Raw genomic sequence first — 24,996 nt, forward strand, 5'->3', positions numbered from 1 at the left:
GCCGCAACTGCAGGGAGGGGCGTCGCTGCGTACGCCTCTTGCAGCCCGCCCCGGCATCGACACGGAGCCTTGAAACCGAGGCGTTCGCCCGCACCTTCCTTGGGACACATTTGTTAGCAAATCGTCCATCCCGTGCTGCCTCGCCCAAGCCGACGCGGGCGGCGAACGCATCGTCGCCCCTATTGCCAGACGCGGGCGGCCGCCTTAACTTGGAGGCATGGGGCGAGGCTCGTGCAAGGACTAGGACCATGATTTATCGCAAACCGTCCAACACCATGTGGATCGATGCGGTCAAACTGCTGGAGCAGGCCGACAACCTCCACCGGCAGTTTTTCCGCCTGAGCCAGGGCAGTGCGAGCGGGCCGACCTGGGAACCTCCGATCGATATTTTCGAGACCGGGCGGGCCTTGTCCGTGGTGGTCGCGTTGCCCGGTGTGTCCGCCGACCAGGTGCAGGTCTTGATCGAAGGCGCCACACTGTCGGTGGTGGGCGAGCGCGTCTTGCCAGCGCCTTCCGAGGCGCACATCCGCCGGATCGAGATTCCCTACGGGCGCTTCGAGCGCCGCATCACGTTGCCGCCCGGCGCGTTCGAGATCCGCGAATCCCGTCTGGTAGACGGTTGCTTGGTGCTGACCTTGCTCAAGCTGGGATAGCTGTAACGTGAACCGGGACAGGTGAAAGCCATGGAAAACGAATTTCGGGATCGTCAGCCGGAACAGGAAGCGCCTGCGCAGTCCGCAGGCGCCCCGGCCTCCGCGTCGAGCGGGGCGGCGACCATCGAGCTTCCCAGCGATGCCCTTGCGCTCATCCCCGTGCGCAACCTCGTGCTCTTCCCGGGGTTGGTGGCGCCGATAGCGGTCGGCCGTGAAGGGTCGGTGCGCGCTGCGCAGAATGCTGCCCGGACCAACCGCCAGGTCGGCGTCATCCTGCAGCGCAGTCCAGACGTCGAAGAGCCCCAGGGCAGCGACCTGCACGAATTCGGAACGGTCGCGAACATCCTTCGCTATGTCACGACGCCGGACGGCGCCCATCATGTGATCTGCCAGGGCGTGCAGCGCTTTCGCATCATCGAGCTGCTCGAGGGGTTCCCGTTCCTCGTTGCGCGCGTGCAGCGTTTCGAGGATCCCGAGATCACGACCTCCGAGATCGAGGCACGCCTGATCCAGCTCAAGACGAAATCGCAGGAAGTGTTGCAGCTGCTTCCTCAGGCGCCTGCGGAGCTGTCGGCGTCGATTCAAAACATGACGTCGACCCCGGTGTTGTCCGACTTCATCGCAGGGCTGATGGAGATCAAGCCGCAGGAAAAGCAGGAGGTGCTCGAGACCGTGGACGTCATCGCGCGGGCGGACAAAGTGCTCGCGCTATTGGCGCACCAGATCGAGGTCCTGCGCATCAGCCGCGACATCGATCAGCAAACGAAGGCGCGCTTTGAGGACCGCCAGCGCGAAGTCATGCTGCGCGAGCAGCTCAAGACCATCCAGCAAGAACTGGGTGAAGTGGACGGCAACAGCGCTGAATTGGCGGAACTGAGCGAGCGGATCACCAAAGCGCAGATGCCCGAAGAGGCGGAGAAACAGGCGCGCAAGGAGCTCAAGCGCCTGGAGCGCATCCCGGAGGCTTCCACCGAGTACTCGATGATCCGGACGTATCTCGATTGGCTGATCGAATTGCCGTGGTCGGTGTCCACGGAAGACAGGATAGACATTGCAGAGGCGCGCCGCATCCTAGACGAAGACCATTACGGCCTTGAGAAGATCAAGCGCCGCATCCTGGAATATCTGGCGGTGCGCAAGCTCAATCCGAACGGCAAGAGCCCGGTCCTGTGTTTTGCCGGTCCGCCGGGGGTGGGCAAGACCTCGCTCGGGCAGAGCATCGCCAAAGCCACGGGACGCAAATTCGTGCGCCTGAGCCTGGGCGGCGTGCACGACGAGGCAGAGATCCGCGGCCACCGCCGCACCTATATCGGCGCCTTGCCGGGCAACGTGATCCAGGCGCTTCACAAGGCCGGCGCCAACAATTGCGTGATGATGCTGGACGAAGTCGACAAACTCGGCGCCAGTGTGCAGGGCGACCCGGCCGCGGCCTTGCTCGAGGTGCTCGACCCCGAGCAGAACAACACTTTCCGCGACAACTACCTTGGTGTGCCGTTCGACCTCTCGCGGGTGTTGTTCATCGCGACGGCCAACGTGCTCGATTCGATCCCGGGGCCTTTGCGCGATCGCATGGAGGTCATCTCGCTGCCAGGCTATACCGAGGAGGAAAAAGCGCAGATCGCGCGTCGCTACCTGGTGCCCAGGCAGCTGGAGGCAAACGGCTTGCGGGCGGAACAGTGCGAGATCACGGATGCCGCGATCCGGGAAGTGATCAACGGCTATACGCGCGAGGCGGGCGTTCGCAACCTGGAGCGGGAGATCGGCAGCGCCTTCCGCCATGCCGCCATGAGCATCGCGGAGGGGACGGCGGAACACGTGCGCATCGACGTCGCCGATCTTCATACCGTGTTGGGGCCCAGGCGTTACGAGAGCGAGATCGCCATGCGTACCGGCTTGCCGGGCGTCGCGACCGGGCTCGCCTGGACGCCAGTGGGCGGCGACATTCTCTTCATCGAGGCGAGCCGGACGCCGGGCAGTGGCAAGCTGATCCTGACGGGGCAGTTAGGCGAGGTCATGCGCGAGAGCGCGCAGGCGGCGCTCACCCTGCTGAAGGCGCGCGCGGCGTCCCTCAACATCGATGCCTCGCTATTCGAGCGCAACGACATCCATGTCCACGTGCCGGCAGGCGCCATTCCCAAAGATGGCCCGAGCGCGGGGGTAGCCATGTTCATCGCGCTCTCTTCCTTGATGACGGACACCCCAGTGCCGCCCGACCGCGCCATGACCGGAGAGATCAGCCTGCGCGGGCTGGTGCTGCCGGTGGGGGGCATCAAAGAGAAGGTGTTGGCGGCCCTGCGCGCCGGCATCAAGACCGTCATGCTGCCGGCCCGCAACCGCAAGGACGTGGACGATATTCCTGAGGATTCGCGCAAGCAGCTGCAGTTCATTTTCCTCGAGACCGTCGAGGATGCGCTGCGCGCGGTGGCTACCACCGAAGCGAAAGGGGAGGCGTTGGTCGAGTGACGCGCAGCCCTGGCGTACCGTGTAGGTCAAGAACGCGGAAGTCTTGGCAAAATTGGCGCAATGCGTCCCACGTATTTGCTCGCCCATATTGATTTCCACGCTCCTGCCCCGGAAGTGGCCCGCCAGCTGATCGGCGTGACCGTATTGGTCGACGGCGTAGGCGGACGGATCGTCGAGGCCGAAGCCTACGATCGGGAAGATCCCGCCTCGCACAGCTTTTCCGGGCCGACTCCCCGCAACGCGTCGATGTTCGGTACGCCTGGACGGGCCTACGTGTATCGCTCGTACGGCATCCATTGGTGCCTCAACTTCGTGTGCCGGGAAGCCGGCCACGGGGCGGGCGTGTTGATTCGCGCCCTCGAGCCCACCCACGGGATAGCGCGCATGAAGGCCCGTCGCGGCGTGGAGGACGTGCGGCTGCTGTGTTCGGGGCCCGGCCGGGTAGGACAGGCGCTTGGCATAGACCGGGGGTTCGACGGCCTGGCGCTGGATAGTCCGCCATTCGTATTGCATCCCCGTGAGGAGGAGCCTCCCATCGTCACGGGGCCGCGGATAGGCATCACCAAGGCGCGGGACGTACCGTGGCGTTTCGGCTTGGCCGGCTCGCGTTTCTTGAGCCGGCCTTTTCCCAAGGCGTAGCGTACCCTGTGCGGCCCGGTTTGCTTAGGCGGCCTGCATGGGCAGCTTGAGCTTGGCCATCAGCGTCTTGGCATTGCGCGGGGCTTGCACCTTGACGTCATTGTCAAAGTAGCAGAATACGTCGCGGCCGGTGCTTCGCCGGGCTTTGCCATCCATGCGGATGGCGTCCCGGGGCTCCGAGCCGCGCGCCGCAGCCTCGGGCCAGCGCACGGGCTTGATTCGTGGCGCGCGGCAAGGCCTCGAAGAAGGACGCAAATCGGTCCGGATCGAAGCGCATGCTGGGCGGAAACTGCCACAGGATGGGGCCGAGCTTTTCCCTGAGTTCGAGCAGGCCGGAGGCAAGGAAGTTGGCGAGCGGCTCCTGCACGGCTTTGAGCCGCAGCATGTGCGTGAGCAGGCGAGGCCCCTTGACGCTGAACAGGAAACCGCGCGGCGTATCCGCGTACCAGCGAGCATAGCGCTCGGGCGTTTGCAGGGCGTAGAACGAGCCGTTTACCGTTTAGCTCGATGGTGGAGAATTCGCGCGAAGCATAGGCAAGCTCCTGTTTCTGCGGGAGATCCTTGGGGTAGAAGATCCCTCGCCAAGGCGCGTAGCGCCAACCGGAGATGCCTATGCGAATGTCGCTCATGCCGGATGTGGCGGGGTGCGGTCGCCTTCGCCAAGCGGGCGCTGCATCAGGACGGAGTCGACCCAGCGGCCGTGCTTGTAGCCGACGCTGCGGAGTATGCCTTTGTGCTCGAAGCCCAGTTTGCGGTGCAGGGCGATGGATGCGGCGTTGCCACTGTCGCCGATCACGGCGATCATCTGGCGCCAGGGGCCCGTTTCACAACGGGCGATGAGGGCCCTCATCAACGCAAAGCCAATGCCGCGTCTACCGGAATCGCTGGCAACATAGACTGAGTTCTCGACGGTGTAGCGATAGGCCGGGCGGGTGCGATAACTGCCGGCGTAGCTGTAGCCGACGACGGCCCCGTCCTGTTCGGCGACGAGATAGGGCAAACCCATGCCGAGCACGGTCTCGCGTCGCCGGCACATTTCCTCCACGGAGGGGGGGATTTCTTCGAAGCTCGCGTCACCGTGCAGCACGTGGAAGGCGTAGATGGCCTGGACGGCTGGCATGTCGGCTTCGGTAGCGTCGCGCACGATGAGCGTCGACGCGGCAGCGGGGGCTGATTGGGACATGGCAACGTTGTTGACGGGCAGCAAGGAACCCGTAATTTACCCAAGAAGACCGCTGCTGAGGCAGGTTTGACCGCGCGTGCACGAAAAAGCCGGCGGGCACCCGGCATGGGCGCCCGCCGGCTCGCGCATGGTTGCGGCGCGGCGCGCGTGCGCCCGGTCAGCCCTTGACCGCGTAGAGGTAAATCTCGGTGCGCCGGTTCGCCGCGCGACCCTCCACCGTGTCGTTGCTAGCGATGGGGTCATGCGGTCCGCGTCCTTCGGTCGTCACCCGCGAGGCGGCTACACCCTTGCCGATCAGGTAATTGGCGACGGCCTGGGCCCGGTTGCGCGAAAGCGTTTCGTTCAGCGACAGCTGGCCGGTGTTGTCGGTATGGCCGACGGCTTTCACGCGCAATTCAGGATGCTCATTCAGCGTCTTGGCCACGCTGTCCAGCACGGGCAACAGGTCCGGTTTCAGCGCGTAGCTGCCGGTGTCGAACGACACGCTGCTGGGCACGTTGACCTTGAGCGAGCCGTCGGGCTGCTCTGTCATGTCGATGCCCAGTTCCTTGGATCCGGACTGCTCGACATTCTGCTTGACCTTCGACCAGTTGTAGCCGATCAGGCCGCCAGCAACCGCGCCCAGGCCCGCTCCGATGGCCGCCCCGCGGGTGTTGCCGATCAGCGCGCCCAGGCCGGCTCCGACAGCCGCTCCGCCGCCCGCGCCGATCGCCGTATTGGTTTGCTGCTGGGTAGCGCAGCCGGCGACGAAGGCGCCGAGCACCGCTACCAGGGCAACTTTCGGGAGAGTGCTTGTTTTCATATTTACCTCCTGGTGTAACCGATATCAGGCGTCGTTGTGCAGTGAACATTCTAGTTATGCATCGACAACGCTTACGCTAGGCGATCTTAGCCCCGACAAGGGCAGCCTAACGGCAACATTTTGTACGTTTTGTCCATTGTTTACGTTTGGCGGGCCGTGCGGCGCCGTAAAAATGGCAGGGTCATCGCGTCGCTGCGATATTCGCGCAAATGGGTCTTGTCTTCGCCCATGCGGGTGCCGGGCAGGGGGGTGTGGCGGATAAGACGAAGGGTTGGCGCATTGTTCCCGTTTCGCCGCTTATGCGGCAGAATCGTAACGCTTGCCGCAGCCTTCCGCACGCCGCTCGACGGCAGGACCACCCAAGGAGACAGCACATGAAACGTCGTCAGTTCGTCTACGCCGGTTTGGCCGGGAGCTTGCTCGCTGCGGCGGGGTGCACGACTACGGACCCCCAGAAAGGCGACGGCTCGCCTGCCGCCAAACGAGCCCGCATCGACGCCGGGGTCGACGAAGCGCTCAACCGGCTCTACAGCACGGTGCAGGGTTCGCGTGAACTCGGAAACAAGGCGCGCGGCATCCTGGTGTTTCCCAATGTGGTCGCGGCAGGATTCATCGTGGGCGGCGAGTACGGCGAGGGCGCGCTGCGCGAGGGCGGGCGCACCACCGGCTATTACAGTACCGCCAGCGGCTCCTTCGGCTTCCAGGCCGGCGCGCAGTCCAAGGCGCTCATCTTCATGTTCATGAACCAGGCCGAGCTCGATCGCTTCAAGTCCGGCAGCGGCTGGACCGCAGGCGTGGACGGATCGGTTGCCGTGGTGAAGGCCGGCATCAACGCGTCCATCGACACCAACACCGCGCGTGCTCCCGTCGTGGCGTTCGCAATCACCAACGCGGGGCTCATGGCCAATCTTTCGGTGGAAGGCACCAAGATCAGCAAGCTCGATCTTTAGGAGAAAGAAACGATGGGCGGGCGGCGCGGCTGCCGCCGGTGACCGCGCGCCCTTTCTCCCACTTGCGGGGATGACATCTCTGTCCGTCACGGGATCCTCGCATTGCGGGGGCGGGGCCCTCCCGGAAAACTGACGGGACGTTCCGCGGACGGCCGGGCAGGTGCCCGGCGCGCGGGGCGGGAGCCTCGTCATGCCTGTCCATTCCCGTTCGAGTTTCCGCATCCGTCAGCGCGGCCAATCGATGGTGGAATACGTCATCATCGTCGCTTTGGTGGCCGTCGCAGCAATCGCCGTCTATCAATTGTTTGGCCAGGTGGTGCGCTCGCAGACCGCGGCCATGGCCCGCGAGATCGCGGGCGAGGACGGCTCTGCCGAGTCCCGGGCCGCGCAGAGCGCCGCCAAGAGCGCTAGGTCTCAAACGGCCGCGCGCTCGCTCAAGTCGTTCACCGGTAACGCGGCGCAGGCAGGCGCGCATTGAGTCGACGCCATGGCGCGCGTGCAATCCGGACAATCGTTGGCCCTGGCCCTCGTGTTGCTCGCCGCGGTGGCTGCCGGGCTGGTCCAATCGTTCAACGGCGGCCAACTGCTGCGAGAAAAAGTGCGGTTGTCGAGCGCGCTGGATGCCGCGGCATACAGCGGGGCATTGGTCCAGGCACGAGGCCTCAATTTCCTCGCCTACACCAACCGCGCACTCGTCGCCCACCAGATTGCGATGGCGCATGCCGTCACCTTGGCTTCATGGGCAAAGTTCGGCGACGCCCAGGCGCGACAGCTGGCGCGTGCCAATCCTCCGGCCTCGTTGATCGGTGGGTTGTTCGGTCCGTCCCACGGCCAGGCCTATCGCAGCGCGGCAGCGGCAGCCGGCGCCGGCACGCACGCTGCTTGGCCGGACGGCGCATTGGCAAGAGCTTTTGCCGAACATGACCGCATCGTGCACGACGTGCTGGTTCGCGCGCAAGCCACGGTGCAGAAGACACTCGCCGCGTCGCGCATGCAAGCAATGCGCGAAGTATTCGCGGCGCACTTCCCCGGTGCGGAGGCCGAACTCGACAGCTCCTTATTGGCCGATACCTTGCCGGGGTTCGTCGTCCGTTACGGGGGGCAGGCCAGAGGACGCCTCAAGGGCATGGTCGAAGATGCCGCTTTCCGCCATGGGTTCCTGGCTCCGCGCAATGCGACGCGTCGCGCCTTGTTGCCGTCGGAGTGGCGCTGCCCATGGTTGCAGCATGAGCTGCGGCGGCGGGGGGCAACCTCGCTGCTGGACCTGGGCGTATGGCGGTCCGTCGATACCGAGTCGTTTCACGCATTGCGCTCGAATCGGTGGATAGGGTGCTACTACCGCGAGTACCCCATGGGTTGGGGGGCCGCGAAGGGCGATCCACAGCAGCCCGACGATGACCTCCCCCATGTCGAGGATCCCCCCGCCGATTTTGCAGATGAGGATTTCTGGCGTTGGGTACGCAGGCATACGAATTGGGACCTGCTCGACGGCGATGCCAACCCGCTCGCGAATTCCCATGCGATGTCGGAGTCGGTCGCATGGCCCGGACGGGGGTTGCCCTCGTTTGCCGAGATTGCGCAGGCCGGAAGGCCTGAGGATGGCGAGGTGGCCTTGCGGTTCGCCGTCCGTGCCGTCAAGCCTGCCGCAACGATGGCGACCACTGATGGCAAAGGTCCGCGTGCCGGCGCAGGAAGGCTGTGGTTCGGCACCCAGTTTCCCGGAAATGCCATGGCGGCGGTCGCAGCGGCGGAAACCTATTTTCGGCGGCCCCATCCTCGCAGCGACAGGCGCGAGGAAAGGCCCAGTCTTTTCATGCCGTACTGGCAAGCGCGCCTGAGTCTGGTCGACCCGCCTGAGCGCGCCAAAGCGTGGCACCGGCAGGGAGCGGGGAAGTGAAGGCGGCGGCCCGATCGCGTCATGACGGCCAAGCGGCGGTGGAAGCCGTGTTGGCCCTGGGCGCCGTCGCATTGATATGGCTCTTGGGGACTCTCGTGGGCCACTTGCAGGACCTTGCCCTGCAAACGGAGTTTGCCGGCCGGCACATGGCATTCGTCGCGGCCCAAGAGTCACCGCCGGTCGAACGCGCGAGGGCGCCGGCGTATTTTTTCAGCGCGCATGCGCGCCAATGGCGCAATCACGACGGGGCCCCGCTGTTGGGTTCGGGCGGTGAAGGCCAATGGATGCGGGCGGCTTTTTCGAGGAAGGATCTCTCCGAGAGCGCGCAAGTGGGCGGGGCGTCTCTAACCGTTTTGCGAACAGAACTGTTGCACGATTACCCGGGCATCGTATCCGGGGAGGTGTCGACGGAGCCTCGGCTCTCTACTGCTGCTCGCAACTTTTCTTTACCCGGGCGCGGGGTATTGTCGAGCCGGTTTGCCATCCTCGCCGGTGCGGGGCATGCCGACAGCGACCCCGACGCCCAAGCGCGCATCGATGCGTCGCCTCACGCTTGGGGCAGGGCCGCGCAAGCTACTGCGCGCGCGGGGAAGCGGGTGGAGTCGGCCACGGGAAGGGTGGATGCTGCCTGGAATCGGCCCCTGCCGCAATACGACTGGCTCTCCGCATGGTCCGGCCTGGTGCCGGCGGATCGCCTGGATGAGGTTCGGTGATGTACCCGTATCGCCTGGCACTCATCCGGTGGGCGCGCTTGGCGTCGGGCTGCGTCGTCGCGCTGTTCGTTGGCGCGGCCGTGCCCAGCCGTGCGCATGCTGCTGCGCCATCCCTGCCGCCGGGTGCGAAGGACCTGGGGTGGGGCGGCCGGATGCGGATCAACGGCGCCGACATGAATGTTCGCCTGTTTCGTGCCCCGGGTTCTCCGCTTGCCGTGGGCGCTGCCATGGCGCGGCAAGTCGGCCGGAGCGCGTGGCTGTTGCCCATGCCGGACGGCGTCATGTTGACCGGCGCTGATGGCGTTCGCCCCTGGCTGGTGCAGTTGCGCCAGGCAGGGCCACAGGTTTCGGCAGGGGTGGTCGCGATCGCACAAAGCACCCGTCCGTTTGCTCCAGTGCGCGCGCCGTGGCTGCCGGAAGGCGGCGAGCTGTGGCTAGACGTCGAGTCCGTGGAAGACGGGGTCAAGGTCGTGCAGCAGGTTTGTGGCTACCCGGACGACGCCGTGTCCTTGGCACGGGCCTTGGATGCAGCACTGCGCAGGGGTGGTTGGAGGCGAACCAGCGCGAGCGCGGGAGCGGCAAGCCAATGGCGGCGGGCAGGCAGGCTCTTGCAGCTGCTCGTCGTGGAGAGCGGCGCCGGTAGCGCCGTGGTGAGCATCGAAATCGTGGGGAGGATGTCTGGGTGGAGGCTGCAATGAGCGTGCCTCGTTCGTTCGGGGCTCTTCGTCGGCAGGCCGGCCAATCCGCCGTGGAATACATCGTCCTGGCCGCGGCGGTGATCGCGTTGGCGGGCTTGGGGTTCCTGGGCGAAGGCGGCGGCTTGCTCGGATGGCTGCTCGATGCCTTGGCTGGGTTCCACAGGCGGTTTGCCGCATCGGTGGCGATGCCGCTATGAAGCTCGCAGTCCTGCGGTTGCGCGTAGACAGGAAGTGGTGGATGCTCGCCGTGGCCTTGGGAGCGGGCACCGCCGCGGCATGGCTCAGCCAGCGGCACATTCAGGGCCGGATCGAGGCCATCGAAGCCGAAGCGTTGGCAGCGCGTACCCCTGCTGTCGTGGCGTCGGTCGATTTGCGGCCGGGGCAGGTCGTAACGATCGAAACGGTCGCCGTGCGGGATATTCCGGGCGAATGGCTGCCTTCAGGCTTCATTGCGCCGGAGCAGTTTGCGCAAGTCGAGGGTGGCGTGCTGGCGCATCCTGTGCGGGCCGGCGACCCCATTCTTTGGGCATACCTGGCGCCGGACCGCCCCGCCGCGCTGTCCGATCGGCTTGCAGAAGGCCGCCGGGCGGTCACCATCCCGGTCGATGAAATCAGCTCCGTCTCCGGTTTGCTGCAACCGGGCGACGTCATCGATTTATACGTTTCCTTGGATCATCGCGGAAAGCGCGTGACCGTGCCGCTGTTGCAGCGCATGCGTGTCTTGGCGACTGGACACCATACCGACTCTTCCGGTCCGGAAGGGGAATCCGGGCGGAGTGGTTTCTCCACCGTGACCCTGGACGCGACCCCGGACGAGGCGGTCAAGCTCATCGCCGCGCGTGACGGGGGGGTGCTGACCGCGATGCTGCGCCGGCCCGGCGACGGAAGTTCCTCACCCCCCAAGCCCGCAGGCGATCTCCCCGCATTGCTGGGCCTCAAGGCGCCTGCGCCGAAACCGCGGCGTCCGTCGTCCAGCGTGGCGGTGATCTATGGCGACAAAGCACCACGCAGCATTCCTCGCCTGGATGAACCGCATGGCGTCGGGGCCGCCCCGGAGGGCGAGTGGACGGATGGGGGGGAAACGACGTATGACAACTCCGCTAGGTGGTCGCAGAGCGTTCGTGCGGAAGCGAGCCCCGGCCCGGGCGGCGGTACGATCACGGAGGCGTCCGGACGGCCATGACCTGCGGTGCCCGGGAAAAGCGTGCGCTTGTCGCAATGCTTGTGTTGTTGGCGTGGCCGGTTGTCTCGCGCTCCGAGGCGCCGCCTGCTGCGTGGCCGGCCTGGCTGCGGGAGGATGGCGAAGCGCAGCCGGGCATCTCGGTTGCGCAGGATTTGCCGGACGTCGAAATGTTCGTCGGAGAAACCCAGGTCTTTCCGGCGCCCAATGTGGCGCGGATCGCGGTGGGCAACGGCCGGGTCATCAGCGCCGCTACCGCGGACGATCGCGAAGTGGTGGTGTTCGCCAATGCCACGGGCACGTCTTCGTTGGTCATTTGGGACCGCGACGGTTCCATGCAGCGCATGCGGATCACCGTCGTGCCGGGGCATTCCGCGCGCGTGCAGCAGGAAATCGCGGCCTTCCTCGATTCCATTCCATCCGTGCGTAGTCGCGTCGTAGGCGACAAGGTCATCGTCGAAGGCGACGACTTGAGCGATGCCGACCAAGCCAAGGTGGCCGCGCTGGCCCGCCGCTATCCCCAAGTCGTCGATTTCACGGGCCAGCTCGGCTGGGAGCGCATGGTAATGATGGACGTCAAGGTGGTCGAAATGCCGCGCGCCAGGCTGCGCGAGCTTGGCGTGCGCTGGGATGGCGCGACCACCGGCGGCCTGAACGCGGGGTTGGCATGGGACGCGGCGGTGGGACGGCCATTGCGCGCCGCAGCGGGCGATTCAGCGATGCGCCCCGGGGACAGCCCCATCGAACTGCCGTTTCCGGCGACCTCGCCCGCGGGGTATTTGGGCGTGAATGCGCTATTGTCCGCTCGCCTCCAGGCCCTGGCCCAAAGTGGCGAAGCCGTGATTCTCGCCCAGCCCCAGCTCTCGGCGCGCAGCGGTTCAACCGCCCGGTTCCTGGCGGGCGGCGAGGTGCCGTATGCGACCGTGGACAAAAATGGAGCGACGAACACGACCTTCAAGCCCTACGGCGTCACCCTGGAAATCGCGCCCAGGGTGGATGCGAGCGGCACCGTGCGCTCGGTCATCGACGTCGAGGTCAGTGCCGTCGATCCTTCCCTCGTTGCCAGCGGTGGCCCTGCGCTGAAGGTGCGCCGCACCTCGACGGAGTTCAACGTGCGGTCGGGCGAGACGCTGGTGTTGAGCGGTTTTCTCTCCCGGGAGCAGTCAGAGGACCTCGACGGGCTCCCAGGGCTATCGCAATTACCGATTCTCGGGCCGCTGTTCGGCTCCCGCCGTTTCCAGCGGCGGGAAACGGAGCTTGCCATATTCGTGACGCCTACCGTGGTGACGCAGCGCAATCCCGGCCTGCTCGAGCGCATTGGTCGCAGCGAGCGCTTGCTGCAAGAGACTTTCGGACCGGAGAGGTTGAACGTGCCGGTACGGCCGGACGTGTCTTTCATGGAGCACTGATGCTGGAAGTAGAGATTCTGATCGAGGGGAGCGATCGCTGCGTTCGTGCCGTGGCGTCTCCGGCGCTGATCGGGCGCGGTGAAGAGTGTCCGATACGCCTGCGACATTGGCGCGTCGCACGCCAACATGCGCGCCTGTTCGAACGCCCGCAAGGCGTATTCGTGGAAGACCTTGGCTCGCTGGGGGGCACGCACGTCAATGGCCGGCGCATCTTGCAGTACGGCCCACTGTTGCCCGAGGACGAAATCGTCGTGGGCTCGGCCATGCTTCGGGTTCGTTCGGTCCAGGAGCCCAGTCCGGCCGCCGCGCATTGGGGGCAGGAGCCTGGCGAATCGTTGGGTACGGAAATCGCCGTGCCGCCGGATGTACCGGGCGAGCAGGGCATGGATGCCGCGCTCGCAGAGTGGCGCCGGCGCCTGCACGCAAGATTGATCGAGGCGCTCGACCTGCGTCGCCGCGATGTATCGGCAATGAGCGACGACGCTTTGCGCGGGGAGGCGGACCGCCTGCTACACGGACTCATCGTCGAAGCCGACGCCGATATTCCGGCGGGGTTGGACAGGGAAGCCTTGCGCAGGCAAGTGGTAGACGAGGCGGTCGGCTTGGGGCCGCTCGAGTCGCTGCTTGCCGATCCCGGCATTTCCGAAATCATGGTCAACCGGTATGACGAGCTGTACGTCGAGCGTGACGGGGTTCTGTCGCGGCATCCCGCGGTGTTCAGCAGCGACCGCTCGGTATTGGGCGTCATCGAGCGCATCGTGTCCCCGCTGGGGCGGCGGATAGACGAGAGTTCCCCCATGGTCGACGCCCGACTGCGCGACGGATCGAGGGTCAATGCGATCATTGCCCCGCTCGCGCTCAAGGGGCCGGCGCTGACCATACGCAAGTTTCCCAGCCGTCGCCTGAAAATCGAGGATTTGATCGAACGCGGTTCGCTCGACCAGCATATGGCCAGGTTCCTGCGGCTGTGTGTGGAGCAGCGCAAGAACCTCGTCGTATCGGGTGGAACCGGCTCGGGCAAGACCACGCTATTGAATATCCTGTCGAACTTCATTCCCGAGGGCGAACGCATCATTACCATCGAAGATGCAGCGGAACTGAAGTTGGCGCATGAGCACCTGGTCGCGTTGGAGGCGCGTCCACCCAACATGGAAGGACGTGGCGCCGTTTCTATCCGCGACCTCGTACGCAACGCCTTGCGCATGCGGCCGGACCGCATCGTCGTCGGGGAGTGCCGGGGCGCGGAGGCGCTGGACATGCTGCAGGCCATGAACACTGGGCATGAAGGGTCGCTTACTACCTTGCATGCCAACACGCCGCGGGATGCGATGGCGCGCCTGGAAACCATGGTGCTGATGGCTGGCATGGACCTTCCTCTGGTCGCCATCCGCGAGCAGATCGCCTCGGCCGTCGACATCGTCGTCCAGCAGAGCCGAAGCGCTTCCGGGCAACGCCGGGTGACGTCCATCGTCGAAGTGACGGGTATCGAGAGCGGCCGCATCCAATTGCAGGAACTGTTTCGTTTCGAGCGGGCACGGGCCGCCGAAGCCGGGGCGCCGGGATATTTCCTGGGGTGCGAGCTGATGCCCGGTTTTTTCGACGAGTGGCGGGCGAGCGGAGTCGAGATATCTCCCGAGTGCTTTTGCCAACGCACGCCGGCAGCATCGGCCTCGCGGGGGCTGTCATGAGCGGATGGGCGAACTGGGCCATCGTGGTGGCGGTTTTTGCGAGCGCGGCTTTGTCGGTGTGGGTGGTGCAAGGCCTCGTGCGCGATAGCCTGGCCCGCTATCGCGCCGTTTTTACCGAACGCGCCCGCCTGCGCATGAGCGAATTTTTCTTCTTCATCGATGTACGCCAGCTTTGGTGCGCACACGTCGTTGTCATCTGCGTCATGGCCGTCACCTGCGGGTTGGTGGGGCAAAGTTGGACCTTGGCGGCGGTGGGGGCCGCCGCCGGTGCATGGTTGCCGCGCCGGTTGGCCTCTCATCTGCGGGATCGCCGCCTGCGCCGGTTCGACGCGCAGTTGCCGGACGCTTTGCTTGCCCTGGGCAGCGCTCTGCGGGCGGGCGCCAGTTTGCAAGCGGGGTTGCGCCAGCTCGTCGCGGAAAGCCAGCCACCGCTTTCGCAGGAGTTCGCGCTCATGATGCGCGAGCAGCGTTTTGGCGTAAGCATGGACCAATCGCTCGCGAGCCTGCACCGCCGCGTTCCCACGGAAGCGGCGAGCCTGGTGGTCGCCGCCTTGCGAATCGCGGCAGAGACCGGCGGCAACCTTGCCGAAACCCTGGAGCGGATAGGTGCGACCGTGCGCGCCCGCCTGCACATGGAGGGCAGGATAAGGGCGCTGACCGCCCAAGGCAGGCTGCAATCGAAGGTGGTGGCGGTCTTGCCATGGATGCTGGTCGTCGCACTCCAGAGACTGGAGCCCGACACCATGCAACACCTGTGGACGACGCCCGAAGGATGGGCCGTTCTCGCGCTGGTTACGGCGCTGGACTTGCTGGGGCTGTGGATGATCGCCCGGATCGTCCGGATAGACATATGAGTGCATGATGTTGATTGCTTCGTTGGCAGGCGTAGCCGTCGCGGCGGCAGCCGCCTTGCTTTATTTCCTCGTGACCGATCCGCCTCCCGGCCAGGAACGAACGGTCGAGGCGCCTCCCACGGCATTCCGGCTCATTTGGCGCCTCATCGTCGCGGCCGCCTACTACAGCCGTCCTTGGATCTCCTGGCAAGGCCGGCGGCAGCTGGAACGCCTTTTGGTGCAGGCAGGGTTGCGCCACGCCTTGGCGCCGGTGCACATCGTGGGGGCCCAGCTGCTTTGCGGGTGTGGCGCCGGGGCGGTGGCCCTGGCGTTCACGGCCGCGGCGGGAGCCGCGATGCACACGGTCGTTGCCGCAGCGGTGATCCTTGCCGCCGCCGGCGCCCTGTATCCCCGCCTATGGCTGCGGGAACGCCGGCGCAAGCGGCGGGTCGCGGTGCTTCGCGCTTTGCCGTTCGTGCTGGACATGACCACGCTGTGCGTCGAAGCCGGCTTGCACGTCGGGGCCGCGCTCCAACAGGCTGCGCAGAAGGGGCCCGCCGGGCCGCTGCGGGATGAATTGCGCCGCGTGCTGGGCGACGTGCGTACGGGCGTGCCTCGCGCGCAAGCCCTGCGGGACATGGCCGACCGGCTCGACGTGCCCGAAGTCCGCGCTTGGGTGAGTACGCTGGCGCAGGCCGACGTCCTCGGCATGAACCTGGCGCCCGCCCTGCGCGCCCAGTCCGAACAGCGGCGTACCGAGCGATTCTTGCGTGCCGAGCAGCTGGCCATGGAAGCGCCGGTGAAATTGCTCTTTCCTCTGATCGCCTGCATTTTTCCGTGCTCGTTCGTGATCATCGCATTCCCCATCGTCATCAAACTGATGGAGCTGGGATGGTGAGCGTGCGGTGGCGATGCGCGACGGGGTTGATGGACAGGATGCGCGGCCTGTTGGGGCAGGCTCCGCTCGCGCCCGGCGAGGCATTGTGGATCGCGCCCTGCCGCGCCGTGCATACGATCGGCCTGGGCGACGCCATCGATGTCATTTTCGTGGACAAGCGCGCACGCGTGCTGCGCATCGTGCATCGACTGCGGCCAGGACGCCTTGCCTGGTGCTGGCGCGCATGGGCGACGATCGAGCTCGCCGCGGGTGAGGCCACGCGCGTGGGCTGGAAGGAGGGGATGGTGGTTTTACCCGGCTGCCTGCTGGAAAGCGCGCAGCCGGGTGCAGGGGCGGACTGAGGAAATGCCCGGGCGGACGTTGTGGCTCAGGCGCGTGTTTCGTCCAGCACCCGCTGTGCTTCCTCGCGCACGCGCACGGGCGCGGTGCCGCCCACGTGGGAGCGCGAGGCCACGGAGCCTTCCAGCGTCAGCACGGAATGGACGTCTTCGCCCACCGCGGCGTGGAAGGCCTGGAGTTCTTCCACCGAGAGGTCGGCCAGGTCGCACCCGCGTTCCACGCATTTGCGCACCGCCAGGGCCACGGCTTCGTGCGCATCGCGGAACGGCACGCCCTTCTTGACGAGGTAGTCGGCAAGGTCGGTGGCCGTGGAAAAGCCTTGCAGCGCGGCGGCGCGCATGGCTTCCGGCTTGACCTGGATGCCCCCCACCATGTCGATGAAGATGCGCAAGGTATCGCGTACGGTGTCGGCCGTGTCGAACAGGCCTTCTTTGTCTTCCTGGTTGTCCTTGTTGTAGGCCAGCGGCTGGCCTTTCATCAGCGTCAGCAAGGCCACGAGGTGGCCGTTGACCCGGCCGGTCTTGCCGCGGGCCAGTTCCGGCACGTCGGGGTTCTTCTTCTGCGGCATGATGGAACTGCCCGTGCAGAAGCGGTCCGCGAGGTCGATGAATCCAACGCGCGGGCTCATCCACAGCACCAGTTCTTCGGACAGGCGCGAGATGTGGGTCATGATGAGCGCGCCGGCAGCGCAGAACTCGATGGCGAAATCGCGGTCGGACACGGCATCGAGCGAGTTGCGGCACACGCCCTCGAAGCCCAGCGTGCGGGCCACCCTTTCGCGGTCGATGGGATAGGACGTGCCGGCCAGCGCCGCGGCCCCGAGCGGCAGGCGGTTGACCCGCTTGCGGCAATCGGCGAGGCGCTCGGCGTCGCGCCCGAACATCTCGGCATAGGCCAGCAGGTGGTGGCCGAAGGTGACCGGCTGCGCGACCTGCAGGTGCGTGAAGCCGGGCAGGATGGTGCCGGCGTGTTCCAGGGCCAGTGCCGCGAGGGCATGGCGGAGCTGGCGCAGCAAGTCGAGCAGGGTGTCGATCTCGGCGCGCAGCCAGAGCCGGATGTCGGTGGCGACTTGGTCGTTGCGCGACCGACCGGTATGCAGGCGCTTGCCGGCATCGCCAACCAGTTCAGTCAGGCGGCGCTCGATGTTCAGGTGGACGTCTTCGAGGTCGAGCAGCCACTCGAAGCGGCCGGCTTCGATCTCGGCCTCGATGGCGGCCATGCCGCGGCGGATGTCGTCGAGGTCCGTTTGCGTCAGGATGCCTACGGACTGGAGCATCTCGGCATGGGCCAGGGAGCCCTGGATGTCGAATTTGGCCAGGCGTTTGTCGAAGTCCACCGAAGCGGTGTACCGTTTGACGAGGTCGGACACCGGTTCAGAGAATCGGGCCGACCAGGCTTCGGCTTTCTTGGCGAACTGGTCTTGGGGGCGGGAGTCGGTCGGTTTAGACATGGCGCGGATTATAAAGCGGGTTATGGCGGTTACTGAATCTCGGTGGGGCTCCCCGGCAGTGCTCATCGTGGGGCGCGACGCGTCGTTCTGCCGCCGGTTGTCTTCCCAGGTAAAAACCTTGGCGCGGCACATGCCCCTGTGCTTGATGCCACCGGTGGTCGGCGCCGAGCAGGCGCAGCACGTGCGATGCGACGGTCCGGCGGTGGCGTTGCTCGACCTCGGGCTGCCGGACGCGGCGGGCTATGCCCTGGCCCGGCACTGGGAGCGCCGGCCCGGCCTGCAGCTCGTGCTCATCCTGCCTTCCGCCGACTGCCGCTCCGAGGCGGAAACGCTGCGCGCCGTGGATTCGCTGTTGCCTCCCATACGATTGGAGCGCCTGGAGCAAACCCTCTCCCGCGCGCTCCAGGCAATCGGCCCTTTGCATGCCGAAAATGCGCTCCCGGCTTGGAACGGTTCCGGAACGACGGCCTTGGCCGTGGAAGAGGTTGTTTACGTGCGGGCCGAGGGAAAATACGCGTTCCTTCGCACCCGCCACGGCGAGTTCCTGACGGACCGCTCCCTCGCCGAGCTGCTGCGCACGTTTCCCGACCGTTTCCTCCAAGTGCATCGTAGCGCGATCGTGGCGCGCGCCGCCATCGCCGGGGCGTCCCTGGTAACGCCGGAGCTCAGTGGCGGCGACGCCGATCCCTACTGGGAACTGGTGCTGGACGGCGTGCCCGAGCGCATTCCCGTGGCGCGCCGCCGCTGGCCCCAGGTCCGGGACTGCGTGCCACGCAGCGGCGTCGGCTCTTCACTCACGGAGGCGTTTTGACCCAAACAGCCGTCGAATTGGTTGACGATCTCGGCGCCGTCGATCCGTCCGATTGGGACGGGCTGGCCGCCGGCAATCCGTTCGTGACCCATGCGTTCCTCCACGGCCTGCACGCGACTGGCTGCGCGGTGCGGCGCACGGGCTGGCAGCCCACGTACTTGATCATGCGCCGGGGCGGTCGGCTCGTGGGCGCCATGCCGCTCTACGTCAAGGCCCATTCCCGCGGTGAATATGTGTTCGATCACGCCTGGGCCGAGGCATTCGAGCGGCACGGTTTGCCGTACTACCCCAAGCTGTTGTGCGCCGTGCCCTTTACGCCGGTCGGCGGGCCACGGCTGCTCGCCGCATCGCACGAGGATCGCGTGTTGCTGGCGCGGGCAGCGATCGAGGTGGCCCGGCAGGCTGGCGTGTCGTCGTTGCACGTCCTTTTTCCCCGCGAGGACGATAGGCGCGCGTTGCGCGAAGCGGGCTACATGATGCGAGAGGGCGTGCAGTTTCATTGGCGCAACGCAGGCTATGCCGATTTCGACGCCTTCCTGTCCGCGATGAGCCATGACAAGCGCAAGAAGATCCGGCAGGATCGCAAGAAGGTGGCCCAAGCCGGCGTCGGCTTCAGGCACTTGCGAGGCAAGGCCATTACGGCTGAGCATCTTGATTTCTTTTATCGCTGCTACGCGTCCACCTACGCCAATCATTGGTCGAGGCCCTACCTCAACCCGGAGTTTTTCTCGCTCTGGCACGAAGCCATGCCGGACGCGTGGCTGCTCATCGTGGCTGAGCGGGGGGGCGAGCCCATTGCCTGCGCGCTCAATGTGATCGGCGGCGATACCCTGTACGGGCGCTATTGGGGGTGCGTGGAATTCGTGCCGGGCCTGCATTTCGAGACCTGCTACATGCAGGCCATCGACTATTGCATCACGCAAGGCATCTCGGTGTTCGAAGGCGGAGCGCAGGGAATCCACAAGATGTCGCGCGGCCTGTTGCCCGTACCCACGTGGTCCGCGCACTGGATCGCCGATGAGCGTTTCGCGAGCGCCATCGCGGACTTCCTGGAGCGCGAAACCGACGGCATGAACCAGTACCTGGACGAGCTGGAATCGCATACGCCCTTCAAGGCGCCGCTTGGCTGAGGGCGGTGGGGCGCGGGGGCCGGGACGACCAAGGTCCATCCGCCTTATCATGTCGGTTGATCCGTGGCGCCGCGCTGGGCCGGCGCATGAAGGAACTCCACCATGCAAGGCAATTTCTTCAATCTCTATACGCATCAATTCGCGCGCGTGGCCGTGGGCGTGCCTCGCTGCCGGGTCGCCGATCCCGAGTTCAACGCCGCGCAGACGCTGCACCTGGCCCGGCAGGCTGCCGCGCAGGGGGCAGCCCTGGTGGCGTTCCCCGAGCTTGGACTTTCCGCCTATACCTGCGATGATCTCTTCCACCAGCGGGCGCTCCTGGAGGGTTGCGAGCGGGCGCTGGCAGCCATCGTCGCCGAGTCTGTCTCGCTGCCCGCTGCGCTGGTGGTCGGGCTTCCCCTGCGCGTGGGGCACGCATTGTTCAATTGCGCCGCAATCGTGGCGCGGGGCAGGATCCTGGGCGTCGTGCCCAAGACCTACCTGCCCAACTACGGCGAGTTCTATGAGGCGCGCCAATTCACGCCGGGCGACTGCACCGTAGCCGACCACCTGGAGCTCGCCGGCCAGCACGTGCCGTTCGGCGCGTCGCTGCTATTCGAAATTGCCGATGTGCCTGGCTTGCGCTTTCACGTCGAGATTTGCGAGGACGTGTGGGTGCCGATTCCGCCTTCTTCGTTCGCCGCGCTGGCGGGTGCCAATGTGCTGGTGAACCTGTCGGCTTCAAACGTGGTCGTGGGTAAGTCGGGCTACCGCCACCAGTTGGTCAGCCAGCAATCGGCCCGATGCCTGGCCGCCTACCTCTATACGTCGGCGGGGCGGGGCGAGTCGTCTACCGACTTGGCCTGGGACGGCCAGGCCGTTATCTATGAAAACGGCGAGCTCCTCGCCGAATCGGAGCGTTTCCTGGACGAGTCGCACCTCATCCTGGCCGACGTGGACCTGGAGCGCTTGGCACACGAGCGCATGCGGCAGACCACTTTCGGCCAGTCCGTGCTGCGCCACAAAGCCGAAGCCGCGCGCTTCCAGACCGTTTCCTTCGAGATCGGCCTGCAGATGGACCAACCTTTGCCCCTGGTGCGCCGGGTCGAGCGCTTCCCGTACGTGCCGGCCGATAGGCGCAGGCGGGACGAACGCTGCGACGAGGTCTACAACATTCAGGTCCAGGCGCTGTTGCAACGACTCTCGGCCATCGGGACCGACAAGGTCGTGATCGGGGTCTCGGGCGGCCTCGATTCCACGCATGCGCTGCTCGTCTGCGCCAAGGCCATGGATAGGCTGAACCTGCCGCGCTCCAACATCATCGGCGTGACCATGCCCGGCTTTGCCACCAGCGAGCGAACCTTGCAACAGGCTCGCGCGTTGATGCGCGTCGTCGGCTGCACGATGCTCGAAATCGACATCCGGCCCAGCTGCGAGCAAATGCTCAAAGACATCGGGCACCCGTATGCGGAGGGCAAGGAGGTTTATGACGTCACGTTCGAAAACGTGCAGGCGGGCGAGCGGACGAGCCATTTGTTCAGGCTGGCCAATTTCCACAACGCCATCGTGATCGGTACCGGCGACCTGAGCGAACTCGCGCTCGGCTGGTGCACCTACGGGGTGGGCGACCATATGTCGCACTACAACGTCAATGCCAGCGTGCCCAAGACGCTGATCGCGCACCTTGTGCGCTGGGTGGCCGAGACCGGCGCCGTTGGCGCCGACGGCAGCCGGGTACTGCTCGACATCCTCGATACCGAGATCAGCCCCGAGCTGGTGCCTGGGAAAAACGGCAATGCGCCAGCGCAGCGGACAGAGCAGTTCATCGGCCCGTACGAACTGCAAGACTTCAATCTGTACTACATCCTGCGCTACGGGTTTGCGCCGTCCAAGGTCGCATTTCTCGCGCTTACTGCGTGGCAGGACAGAGAACGTGGCGTTTGGCCCGAGGAGGACCACGTCAAGCGCAACCAGTACGACCTGGCCGCGATCAAGCACAACCTTGGCATTTTCGTGCACCGGTTCTTCAAGACCAGCCAGTTCAAGCGGTCGTGCGTGCCCAATTCGCCCAAGGTCGGGTCGGGCGGGTCGCTCTCGCCGCGAGGCGATTGGCGTGCGCCCAGCGATTCCGAGGAAGTGGTGTGGAAGGCCGATCTCACCCGAATTCCCGATCGCACGGCCGATGCCTGACGCGAGGCGGCCGGCTACAATGACAGGATCTTCGAACTTCCGCCAGAATTCAACAAGGGTTCAGCCATGAAGCAAGTCACAGCCATCATCAAACCGTTCAAACTCGACGAGGTCCGGGAGGCGCTGGCCCAGGTGGGAGTCAATGGCCTGACCGTGACGGAAGTCAAGGGCTTCGGGCGGCAAAAAGGGCATACCGAGCTTTATCGCGGTGCCGAGTACGTCGTGGATTTCCTTCCCAAGATCCGCATCGAGCTCGTGATCGCCGACAGCCTGGTCGACCAGGCTGTCGAGGCCATCATCAAGGCAGCGCGTACGGGCAAGATCGGCGATGGCAAGATCTTCGTGACGCCCGTGGAGCAGGTCATCCGCATCCGCACCGGCGAAACCGGCGAAGCCGCGGTTTAATCGGTGCTCAGGGCCGGCCCCTCCTGCCGGCCCCGTTTTTGCAGCTTGGCGTAGTGATAATCCCAGACCTTCTGCAATAAGTGCGGCTTCCACAGGTTGGCGCGAATCTTCTCCTGCTGCGCCGCATCCAAGACCTGCGGCGCGCCCAGCTGGCTCGCCAGGTACTGCCTGTGGGCGGTTTCCTCCAGGTAGCAAGCCAGCACGAACACCTCCAGCACCCCTTCGGCGGCGACGACGGCGCCATGCGATTTCAGCATTGCGACGCGCGCATCGCCTAGGCACTCGGCCAACTCATCGCCCAATTCGCGCGTATTGATCGACGCCGTTTTCGGGAATTCGCGTATTTCTCCAAGCAGCGCTGCCTGCATGGTAACCGCTTCCACTTTGCGTCCGACGCTGCTAAAGAGCGTGGACCAGAGCGGATGCGTATGGGCAACGGCCCCGACATCGGGGCGACGCCGGTAGATGGACGCATGAATGTGGAATTCCATGGGAGGCTTGGGGCCGCCGTCGAGCGGCCTGCCCTCCAGGTCGACCTCGATGATGTCGTCGATCCCGATGGCGCTACGTACCGATGCGCCAGAGTTGATCAGGAAGCGATCGGGCCCCGTGCGTGCGCTGAAATGACCGTTGAAGTCGATGATGCCGGCAGCCTCCATCATCGCCAGCGCATCGGCGATGCGCCGGCGTGGATCGTCGGAGGAGTGAGTCGTGTGCATGCGTCGAGCCCCAGGTCAATCCAGCGTGATCTTGCTGGCGCGTATCACCCGCCCCCATTTTTCCGCTTCCTGCCGCATGAAACGTCCTGCCTCGGCAGAGGTGGCAACCAAGGGGGCGATGCCCATTTCTTCGAACTTCTTCTGGATGGCGGGAGAGGAAAGCACCTCATTGATTGCCCGCTCATATTTTTCGACCACCTCGCGCGGAGTGTTCGGCGGGGCGACGACGGCGTACCAGGCATTGGCCATCATCTGGCTCATCGACGGCGGACCGGCTTCGGCGAAGGTCGGCACCTCCGGCAGGACCGGCGAGCGCTTGTCGTCCGCCACGGCGAGAATGCGCAGTTTGCCGCTCTTGTGGTACTTGCCGCTGGAGCTGAGGGTGTCGAAGAACACCGTGACCTGACCGCCCAACAGGTCAACCAGGGCAGGGCCCGTGCCTTTGTAGGGGATGTGCAGCATGCTCGTGCCGGTCAATTGCATGAACAGTTCGGCGGCCAGGTGCGATGAGGATCCCGCGCCTTGCGAGGCAAAGGCGACCTTGCCGGGGTTGGCCCGAAGGTAGGCGATGAATCCGGCCAGGTCTTGGACGGGCAGGCTGGGGTGGATGGCGAGCACGTTGGGTACCGTGCCGAGCATCGCTACAGGCACCCATTGGGCAGGGTCGTAGCTGAGCCGTGGATACAGGTGCTGGTTGACCGCGATGGGGCCGTAGGGGGCGAACATCAACGTCGATCCGTCGGGAGGGCTCTTGAATGCTTGGTCTGCTCCGATATTGCCGTTGGCGCCCGGGCGGTTTTCCACGATGACGACGCCGAAGGCGGGTTGCAGCCCCTCGGCTACTAGGCGGGCGATGGTGTCCAGATTTCCGCTGGGCGGAAACGGGACGATCACGCGGAGCTGCTTGGGAGAGGCCCCCGCCGCGGCGGACCATGCAGCGCAGAGGGCGAGGCCCAATGCCGCGGCTCGGCGGATAAGAGAAAGTCTGAGCATGTTGGTGTCTCCATTGTTCGGGCGCGGATGCCGCGCACGCGCGGTTCTTGGCGCAGTGTATAGATTGAATCTATACTGGATCAAGATTGATTATTTAATCCATAAATCCGAAGGAACGGCCGAATGCCCAGTGCCAGGTCTGAATACCTCACCGCTGCACAGGCGGCAGAATTCCTGCAAGTGAAGGTCGCGTCGCTGTACTCCTATGTGAGCCGGGGCTTGATTCGTTCCGTCACGCAGCCTGGCACCCGCGCGCGGCTGTATTTCCGAGAGGATGTCGAGCGCGCTGCCACGCGCATGGGCGGGCGGGCAGGCATACCCGAGACCGTCGAGTCGGCCGTGCGCTGGGGGCAGCCGGTACTGACCACGTCGATCACCGACTTGTCGGAAGAGGGACCGCGCTATCGGGGGCGATTGGCAATCGAGCTTGCCCGGGCGGGCAGGAGTTTCGAATCCGTGGCCGAATTGCTATGGACGGGGGTGGATGTGCCGGGCCTGTTGGCGTGGGACGCCAGTTTTCCGCCGGCGAAGGTATTGGACGACATCGAGCGAACCGCGCAGCGGAGCGAGAGCCTGACCGGAGCGGGCCTGATGTCGCTGGCCTCCTCGGTGATGACGACGACCTTGTCCGGGAAACCGGATTTCGAGCGCGGAACGACGGCGGCGGATGCCGCGCGCCTGATTCGCCTTTGCGCATGCGCGATGGGGTTGCTGGGGCCCCGGAGGAAGGTGTTTCGGCCGAAGCGTGCCATGCCCATCGCCGAAATTCTCGCGCGCAGCCTTGCGGGCGATGAGCGGGTCGAGGAGCGCGCGGCCGTGATCAATGCCGCGCTCGTCGTGTGCGCGGACCATGAGCTCTCCCCTGCGACGTTCGCAGCCCGGGTCGCGGCTTCTGCGGGTGCTGACCCGGTGCGCGACAAGCCCCGCCGTTCAGGGCGGGGAAGGATAGCGCGGACGGCGCAGCCGTCCTTGTCTTT

The 24,996-nt window shown here is 65.6% G+C and carries 26 protein-coding genes and 1 pseudogene; 20 read left to right on the top strand and 7 right to left on the bottom strand.

Annotated features, from left to right (window positions below; genetic code table 11):
* The first annotated feature begins 248 nt into the window (after nt 1-248).
* Genes Q0319_RS18455 through Q0319_RS18465 form a run of 3 tightly spaced genes read left to right on the top strand, consistent with a single transcriptional unit; the run spans nt 249 to nt 3,755 of the window.
* Nucleotides 249-653, top strand: a complete 405-nt coding sequence (locus tag Q0319_RS18455) for an Hsp20/alpha crystallin family protein (RefSeq protein ID WP_296464748.1) — start codon at nt 249-251, stop codon at nt 651-653.
* A 30-nt stretch (nt 654-683) separates the two neighbouring features.
* Nucleotides 684-3,116: an endopeptidase La gene (gene lon / locus Q0319_RS18460; RefSeq protein WP_299455028.1), complete on the top strand. Its 2,433-nt coding sequence runs from the start codon at nt 684-686 to the stop codon at nt 3,114-3,116.
* Nucleotides 3,117-3,176: 60 nt separating this feature from the next.
* A complete protein-coding gene (locus Q0319_RS18465) occupies nt 3,177-3,755 on the top strand; it encodes a DNA-3-methyladenine glycosylase (protein ID WP_296464742.1) in 579 nt (192 codons plus the stop codon).
* A 24-nt stretch (nt 3,756-3,779) separates the two neighbouring features.
* Here Q0319_RS18465 and Q0319_RS19390 read toward each other — a convergent pair whose 3' ends face one another.
* The 4 genes and pseudogenes from Q0319_RS19390 to Q0319_RS18480 form a co-directional block, all read right to left on the bottom strand.
* Nucleotides 3,780-3,965: a hypothetical protein gene (locus tag Q0319_RS19390; RefSeq protein WP_363322295.1), complete on the bottom strand. Its 186-nt coding sequence runs from the start codon at nt 3,963-3,965 to the stop codon at nt 3,780-3,782.
* A gap of 70 nt (nt 3,966-4,035) precedes the next feature.
* Nucleotides 4,036-4,230: pseudogene (locus Q0319_RS19395) on the bottom strand (DUF72 domain-containing protein); the annotation flags it as partial.
* Nucleotides 4,231-4,380: 150 nt separating this feature from the next.
* Nucleotides 4,381-4,938 carry a GNAT family N-acetyltransferase gene (locus Q0319_RS18475; RefSeq protein WP_296464740.1) on the bottom strand — a complete coding sequence of 186 codons (558 nt, stop codon included), beginning with the start codon at nt 4,936-4,938 and terminating at the stop codon, nt 4,381-4,383.
* 157 nt (nt 4,939-5,095) lie between these two features.
* Nucleotides 5,096-5,740: an OmpA family protein gene (locus Q0319_RS18480; RefSeq protein WP_296464735.1), complete on the bottom strand. Its 645-nt coding sequence runs from the start codon at nt 5,738-5,740 to the stop codon at nt 5,096-5,098.
* Between the two features lie 374 nt (nt 5,741-6,114).
* Between Q0319_RS18480 and Q0319_RS18485 the strand changes: the two genes are divergently transcribed.
* From Q0319_RS18485 to Q0319_RS18540, 12 genes are all read left to right on the top strand, one after another.
* Entirely contained in the window at nt 6,115-6,690 is a 576-nt protein-coding gene (locus Q0319_RS18485; protein ID WP_296464732.1) for a YSC84-related protein, read from the top strand.
* A 190-nt stretch (nt 6,691-6,880) separates the two neighbouring features.
* Complete coding sequence (locus tag Q0319_RS18490; protein WP_296464730.1) at nt 6,881-7,168, top strand: hypothetical protein; 288 nt, start codon at nt 6,881-6,883, stop codon at nt 7,166-7,168.
* Nucleotides 7,169-7,177: 9 nt separating this feature from the next.
* Nucleotides 7,178-8,587 carry a hypothetical protein gene (locus tag Q0319_RS18495; RefSeq protein ID WP_299455034.1) on the top strand — a complete coding sequence of 470 codons (1,410 nt, stop codon included), beginning with the start codon at nt 7,178-7,180 and terminating at the stop codon, nt 8,585-8,587.
* The gene (locus tag Q0319_RS18500; RefSeq protein WP_299455037.1) at nt 8,584-9,300 is read left to right on the top strand and encodes a hypothetical protein; all 717 of its coding nucleotides are present in this window, start codon (nt 8,584-8,586) and stop codon (nt 9,298-9,300) included. Before Q0319_RS18495 ends, Q0319_RS18500 begins: the two co-directional genes overlap by 4 nt.
* Nucleotides 9,297-9,998, top strand: a complete 702-nt coding sequence (locus Q0319_RS18505; RefSeq protein WP_299455040.1) for a hypothetical protein — start codon at nt 9,297-9,299, stop codon at nt 9,996-9,998. Before Q0319_RS18500 ends, Q0319_RS18505 begins: the two co-directional genes overlap by 4 nt.
* On the top strand, nt 9,995-10,195 hold the full coding sequence (locus tag Q0319_RS18510) for a hypothetical protein (RefSeq protein WP_299455043.1): 201 nt from the start codon (nt 9,995-9,997) through the stop codon (nt 10,193-10,195). Before Q0319_RS18505 ends, Q0319_RS18510 begins: the two co-directional genes overlap by 4 nt.
* Nucleotides 10,192-11,181, top strand: a complete 990-nt coding sequence (cpaB, locus tag Q0319_RS18515) for a Flp pilus assembly protein CpaB (RefSeq protein WP_299455046.1) — start codon at nt 10,192-10,194, stop codon at nt 11,179-11,181. Before Q0319_RS18510 ends, cpaB begins: the two co-directional genes overlap by 4 nt.
* Entirely contained in the window at nt 11,178-12,587 is a 1,410-nt protein-coding gene (locus Q0319_RS18520; RefSeq protein WP_299455049.1) for a pilus assembly protein N-terminal domain-containing protein, read from the top strand. Before cpaB ends, Q0319_RS18520 begins: the two co-directional genes overlap by 4 nt.
* The gene (locus Q0319_RS18525) at nt 12,587-14,275 is read left to right on the top strand and encodes an ATPase, T2SS/T4P/T4SS family (RefSeq protein ID WP_299455054.1); all 1,689 of its coding nucleotides are present in this window, start codon (nt 12,587-12,589) and stop codon (nt 14,273-14,275) included. Before Q0319_RS18520 ends, Q0319_RS18525 begins: the two co-directional genes overlap by 1 nt.
* Nucleotides 14,272-15,129 carry a type II secretion system F family protein gene (locus Q0319_RS18530; RefSeq protein WP_299455057.1) on the top strand — a complete coding sequence of 286 codons (858 nt, stop codon included), beginning with the start codon at nt 14,272-14,274 and terminating at the stop codon, nt 15,127-15,129. Before Q0319_RS18525 ends, Q0319_RS18530 begins: the two co-directional genes overlap by 4 nt.
* A 4-nt stretch (nt 15,130-15,133) precedes the next feature.
* Nucleotides 15,134-16,006: a type II secretion system F family protein gene (locus Q0319_RS18535; protein ID WP_296469642.1), complete on the top strand. Its 873-nt coding sequence runs from the start codon at nt 15,134-15,136 to the stop codon at nt 16,004-16,006.
* Complete coding sequence (locus Q0319_RS18540; protein WP_296469644.1) at nt 16,000-16,347, top strand: DUF192 domain-containing protein; 348 nt, start codon at nt 16,000-16,002, stop codon at nt 16,345-16,347. The genes Q0319_RS18535 and Q0319_RS18540 overlap by 7 nt, the downstream gene beginning before the upstream one ends.
* Before the next feature lie 26 nt (nt 16,348-16,373).
* Here Q0319_RS18540 and argH read toward each other — a convergent pair whose 3' ends face one another.
* Complete coding sequence (gene argH, locus Q0319_RS18545; protein WP_296469646.1) at nt 16,374-17,795, bottom strand: argininosuccinate lyase; 1,422 nt, start codon at nt 17,793-17,795, stop codon at nt 16,374-16,376.
* Nucleotides 17,796-17,925: 130 nt separating this feature from the next.
* Between argH and Q0319_RS18550 the strand changes: the two genes are divergently transcribed.
* The 4 genes from Q0319_RS18550 to Q0319_RS18565 all read left to right on the top strand — a co-directional run bounded on the left by Q0319_RS18550 (nt 17,926) and on the right by Q0319_RS18565 (nt 22,307).
* Nucleotides 17,926-18,606 (top strand): LytTR family transcriptional regulator DNA-binding domain-containing protein, encoded by a 681-nt coding sequence (locus Q0319_RS18550; protein WP_296469648.1) that lies wholly within the window; start codon nt 17,926-17,928, stop codon nt 18,604-18,606.
* Nucleotides 18,603-19,736 (top strand): GNAT family N-acetyltransferase, encoded by a 1,134-nt coding sequence (locus tag Q0319_RS18555; protein WP_296469650.1) that lies wholly within the window; start codon nt 18,603-18,605, stop codon nt 19,734-19,736. Before Q0319_RS18550 ends, Q0319_RS18555 begins: the two co-directional genes overlap by 4 nt.
* A 102-nt stretch (nt 19,737-19,838) precedes the next feature.
* Nucleotides 19,839-21,902: an NAD(+) synthase gene (locus Q0319_RS18560; protein ID WP_296470474.1), complete on the top strand. Its 2,064-nt coding sequence runs from the start codon at nt 19,839-19,841 to the stop codon at nt 21,900-21,902.
* A gap of 66 nt (nt 21,903-21,968) precedes the next feature.
* Nucleotides 21,969-22,307 carry a P-II family nitrogen regulator gene (locus tag Q0319_RS18565; protein ID WP_296470477.1) on the top strand — a complete coding sequence of 113 codons (339 nt, stop codon included), beginning with the start codon at nt 21,969-21,971 and terminating at the stop codon, nt 22,305-22,307.
* Here the strand turns inward: Q0319_RS18565 and Q0319_RS18570 are convergent.
* Both Q0319_RS18570 and Q0319_RS18575 read right to left on the bottom strand, forming a co-directional pair.
* Nucleotides 22,304-23,026, bottom strand: coding sequence for a class II aldolase/adducin family protein (locus Q0319_RS18570; protein ID WP_296470480.1), 723 nt, complete (start codon nt 23,024-23,026; stop codon nt 22,304-22,306). The two genes, Q0319_RS18565 and Q0319_RS18570, sit on opposite strands and share 4 nt — an antisense overlap.
* A gap of 15 nt (nt 23,027-23,041) precedes the next feature.
* Nucleotides 23,042-24,019 carry a tripartite tricarboxylate transporter substrate binding protein gene (locus tag Q0319_RS18575; protein ID WP_299455066.1) on the bottom strand — a complete coding sequence of 326 codons (978 nt, stop codon included), beginning with the start codon at nt 24,017-24,019 and terminating at the stop codon, nt 23,042-23,044.
* Nucleotides 24,020-24,142: 123 nt separating this feature from the next.
* On the opposite strand from Q0319_RS18575, the gene Q0319_RS18580 reads away from it, so the two are divergent.
* Nucleotides 24,143-24,996 (top strand): citrate synthase (locus tag Q0319_RS18580; RefSeq protein WP_299455069.1); only part of this gene is annotated, 854 nt, incomplete at its 3' end.

The organism is uncultured Pigmentiphaga sp. (assembly GCF_937950555.1).
In the GTDB taxonomy this organism is placed as follows: domain Bacteria; phylum Pseudomonadota; class Gammaproteobacteria; order Burkholderiales; family Burkholderiaceae_B; genus Pigmentiphaga.

Excerpts from the sequence above, each read along its gene's own strand:
- Q0319_RS18455 (WP_296464748.1), top strand. The coding sequence starts at position 249 with ATGATTTATCGCAAACCGTCCAACACCATGTGGATCGATGCGGTCAAA.
- lon (WP_299455028.1), top strand. The coding sequence starts at position 684 with ATGGAAAACGAATTTCGGGATCGTCAGCCGGAACAGGAAGCGCCTGCG.
- Q0319_RS18465 (WP_296464742.1), top strand. The coding sequence starts at position 3,177 with ATGCGTCCCACGTATTTGCTCGCCCATATTGATTTCCACGCTCCTGCC.
- Q0319_RS18475 (WP_296464740.1), bottom strand. The coding sequence starts at position 4,938 with ATGTCCCAATCAGCCCCCGCTGCCGCGTCGACGCTCATCGTGCGCGAC.
- Q0319_RS18480 (WP_296464735.1), bottom strand. The coding sequence starts at position 5,740 with ATGAAAACAAGCACTCTCCCGAAAGTTGCCCTGGTAGCGGTGCTCGGC.
- Q0319_RS18485 (WP_296464732.1), top strand. The coding sequence starts at position 6,115 with ATGAAACGTCGTCAGTTCGTCTACGCCGGTTTGGCCGGGAGCTTGCTC.
- Q0319_RS18490 (WP_296464730.1), top strand. The coding sequence starts at position 6,881 with ATGCCTGTCCATTCCCGTTCGAGTTTCCGCATCCGTCAGCGCGGCCAA.
- Q0319_RS18495 (WP_299455034.1), top strand. The coding sequence starts at position 7,178 with ATGGCGCGCGTGCAATCCGGACAATCGTTGGCCCTGGCCCTCGTGTTG.
- Q0319_RS18510 (WP_299455043.1), top strand. The coding sequence starts at position 9,995 with ATGAGCGTGCCTCGTTCGTTCGGGGCTCTTCGTCGGCAGGCCGGCCAA.
- cpaB (WP_299455046.1), top strand. The coding sequence starts at position 10,192 with ATGAAGCTCGCAGTCCTGCGGTTGCGCGTAGACAGGAAGTGGTGGATG.
- Q0319_RS18520 (WP_299455049.1), top strand. The coding sequence starts at position 11,178 with ATGACCTGCGGTGCCCGGGAAAAGCGTGCGCTTGTCGCAATGCTTGTG.
- Q0319_RS18525 (WP_299455054.1), top strand. The coding sequence starts at position 12,587 with ATGCTGGAAGTAGAGATTCTGATCGAGGGGAGCGATCGCTGCGTTCGT.
- Q0319_RS18530 (WP_299455057.1), top strand. The coding sequence starts at position 14,272 with ATGAGCGGATGGGCGAACTGGGCCATCGTGGTGGCGGTTTTTGCGAGC.
- Q0319_RS18535 (WP_296469642.1), top strand. The coding sequence starts at position 15,134 with ATGATGTTGATTGCTTCGTTGGCAGGCGTAGCCGTCGCGGCGGCAGCC.
- Q0319_RS18540 (WP_296469644.1), top strand. The coding sequence starts at position 16,000 with ATGGTGAGCGTGCGGTGGCGATGCGCGACGGGGTTGATGGACAGGATG.
- argH (WP_296469646.1), bottom strand. The coding sequence starts at position 17,795 with ATGTCTAAACCGACCGACTCCCGCCCCCAAGACCAGTTCGCCAAGAAA.
- Q0319_RS18550 (WP_296469648.1), top strand. The coding sequence starts at position 17,926 with ATGCCCCTGTGCTTGATGCCACCGGTGGTCGGCGCCGAGCAGGCGCAG.
- Q0319_RS18560 (WP_296470474.1), top strand. The coding sequence starts at position 19,839 with ATGCAAGGCAATTTCTTCAATCTCTATACGCATCAATTCGCGCGCGTG.
- Q0319_RS18565 (WP_296470477.1), top strand. The coding sequence starts at position 21,969 with ATGAAGCAAGTCACAGCCATCATCAAACCGTTCAAACTCGACGAGGTC.
- Q0319_RS18570 (WP_296470480.1), bottom strand. The coding sequence starts at position 23,026 with ATGCACACGACTCACTCCTCCGACGATCCACGCCGGCGCATCGCCGAT.
- Q0319_RS18575 (WP_299455066.1), bottom strand. The coding sequence starts at position 24,019 with ATGCTCAGACTTTCTCTTATCCGCCGAGCCGCGGCATTGGGCCTCGCC.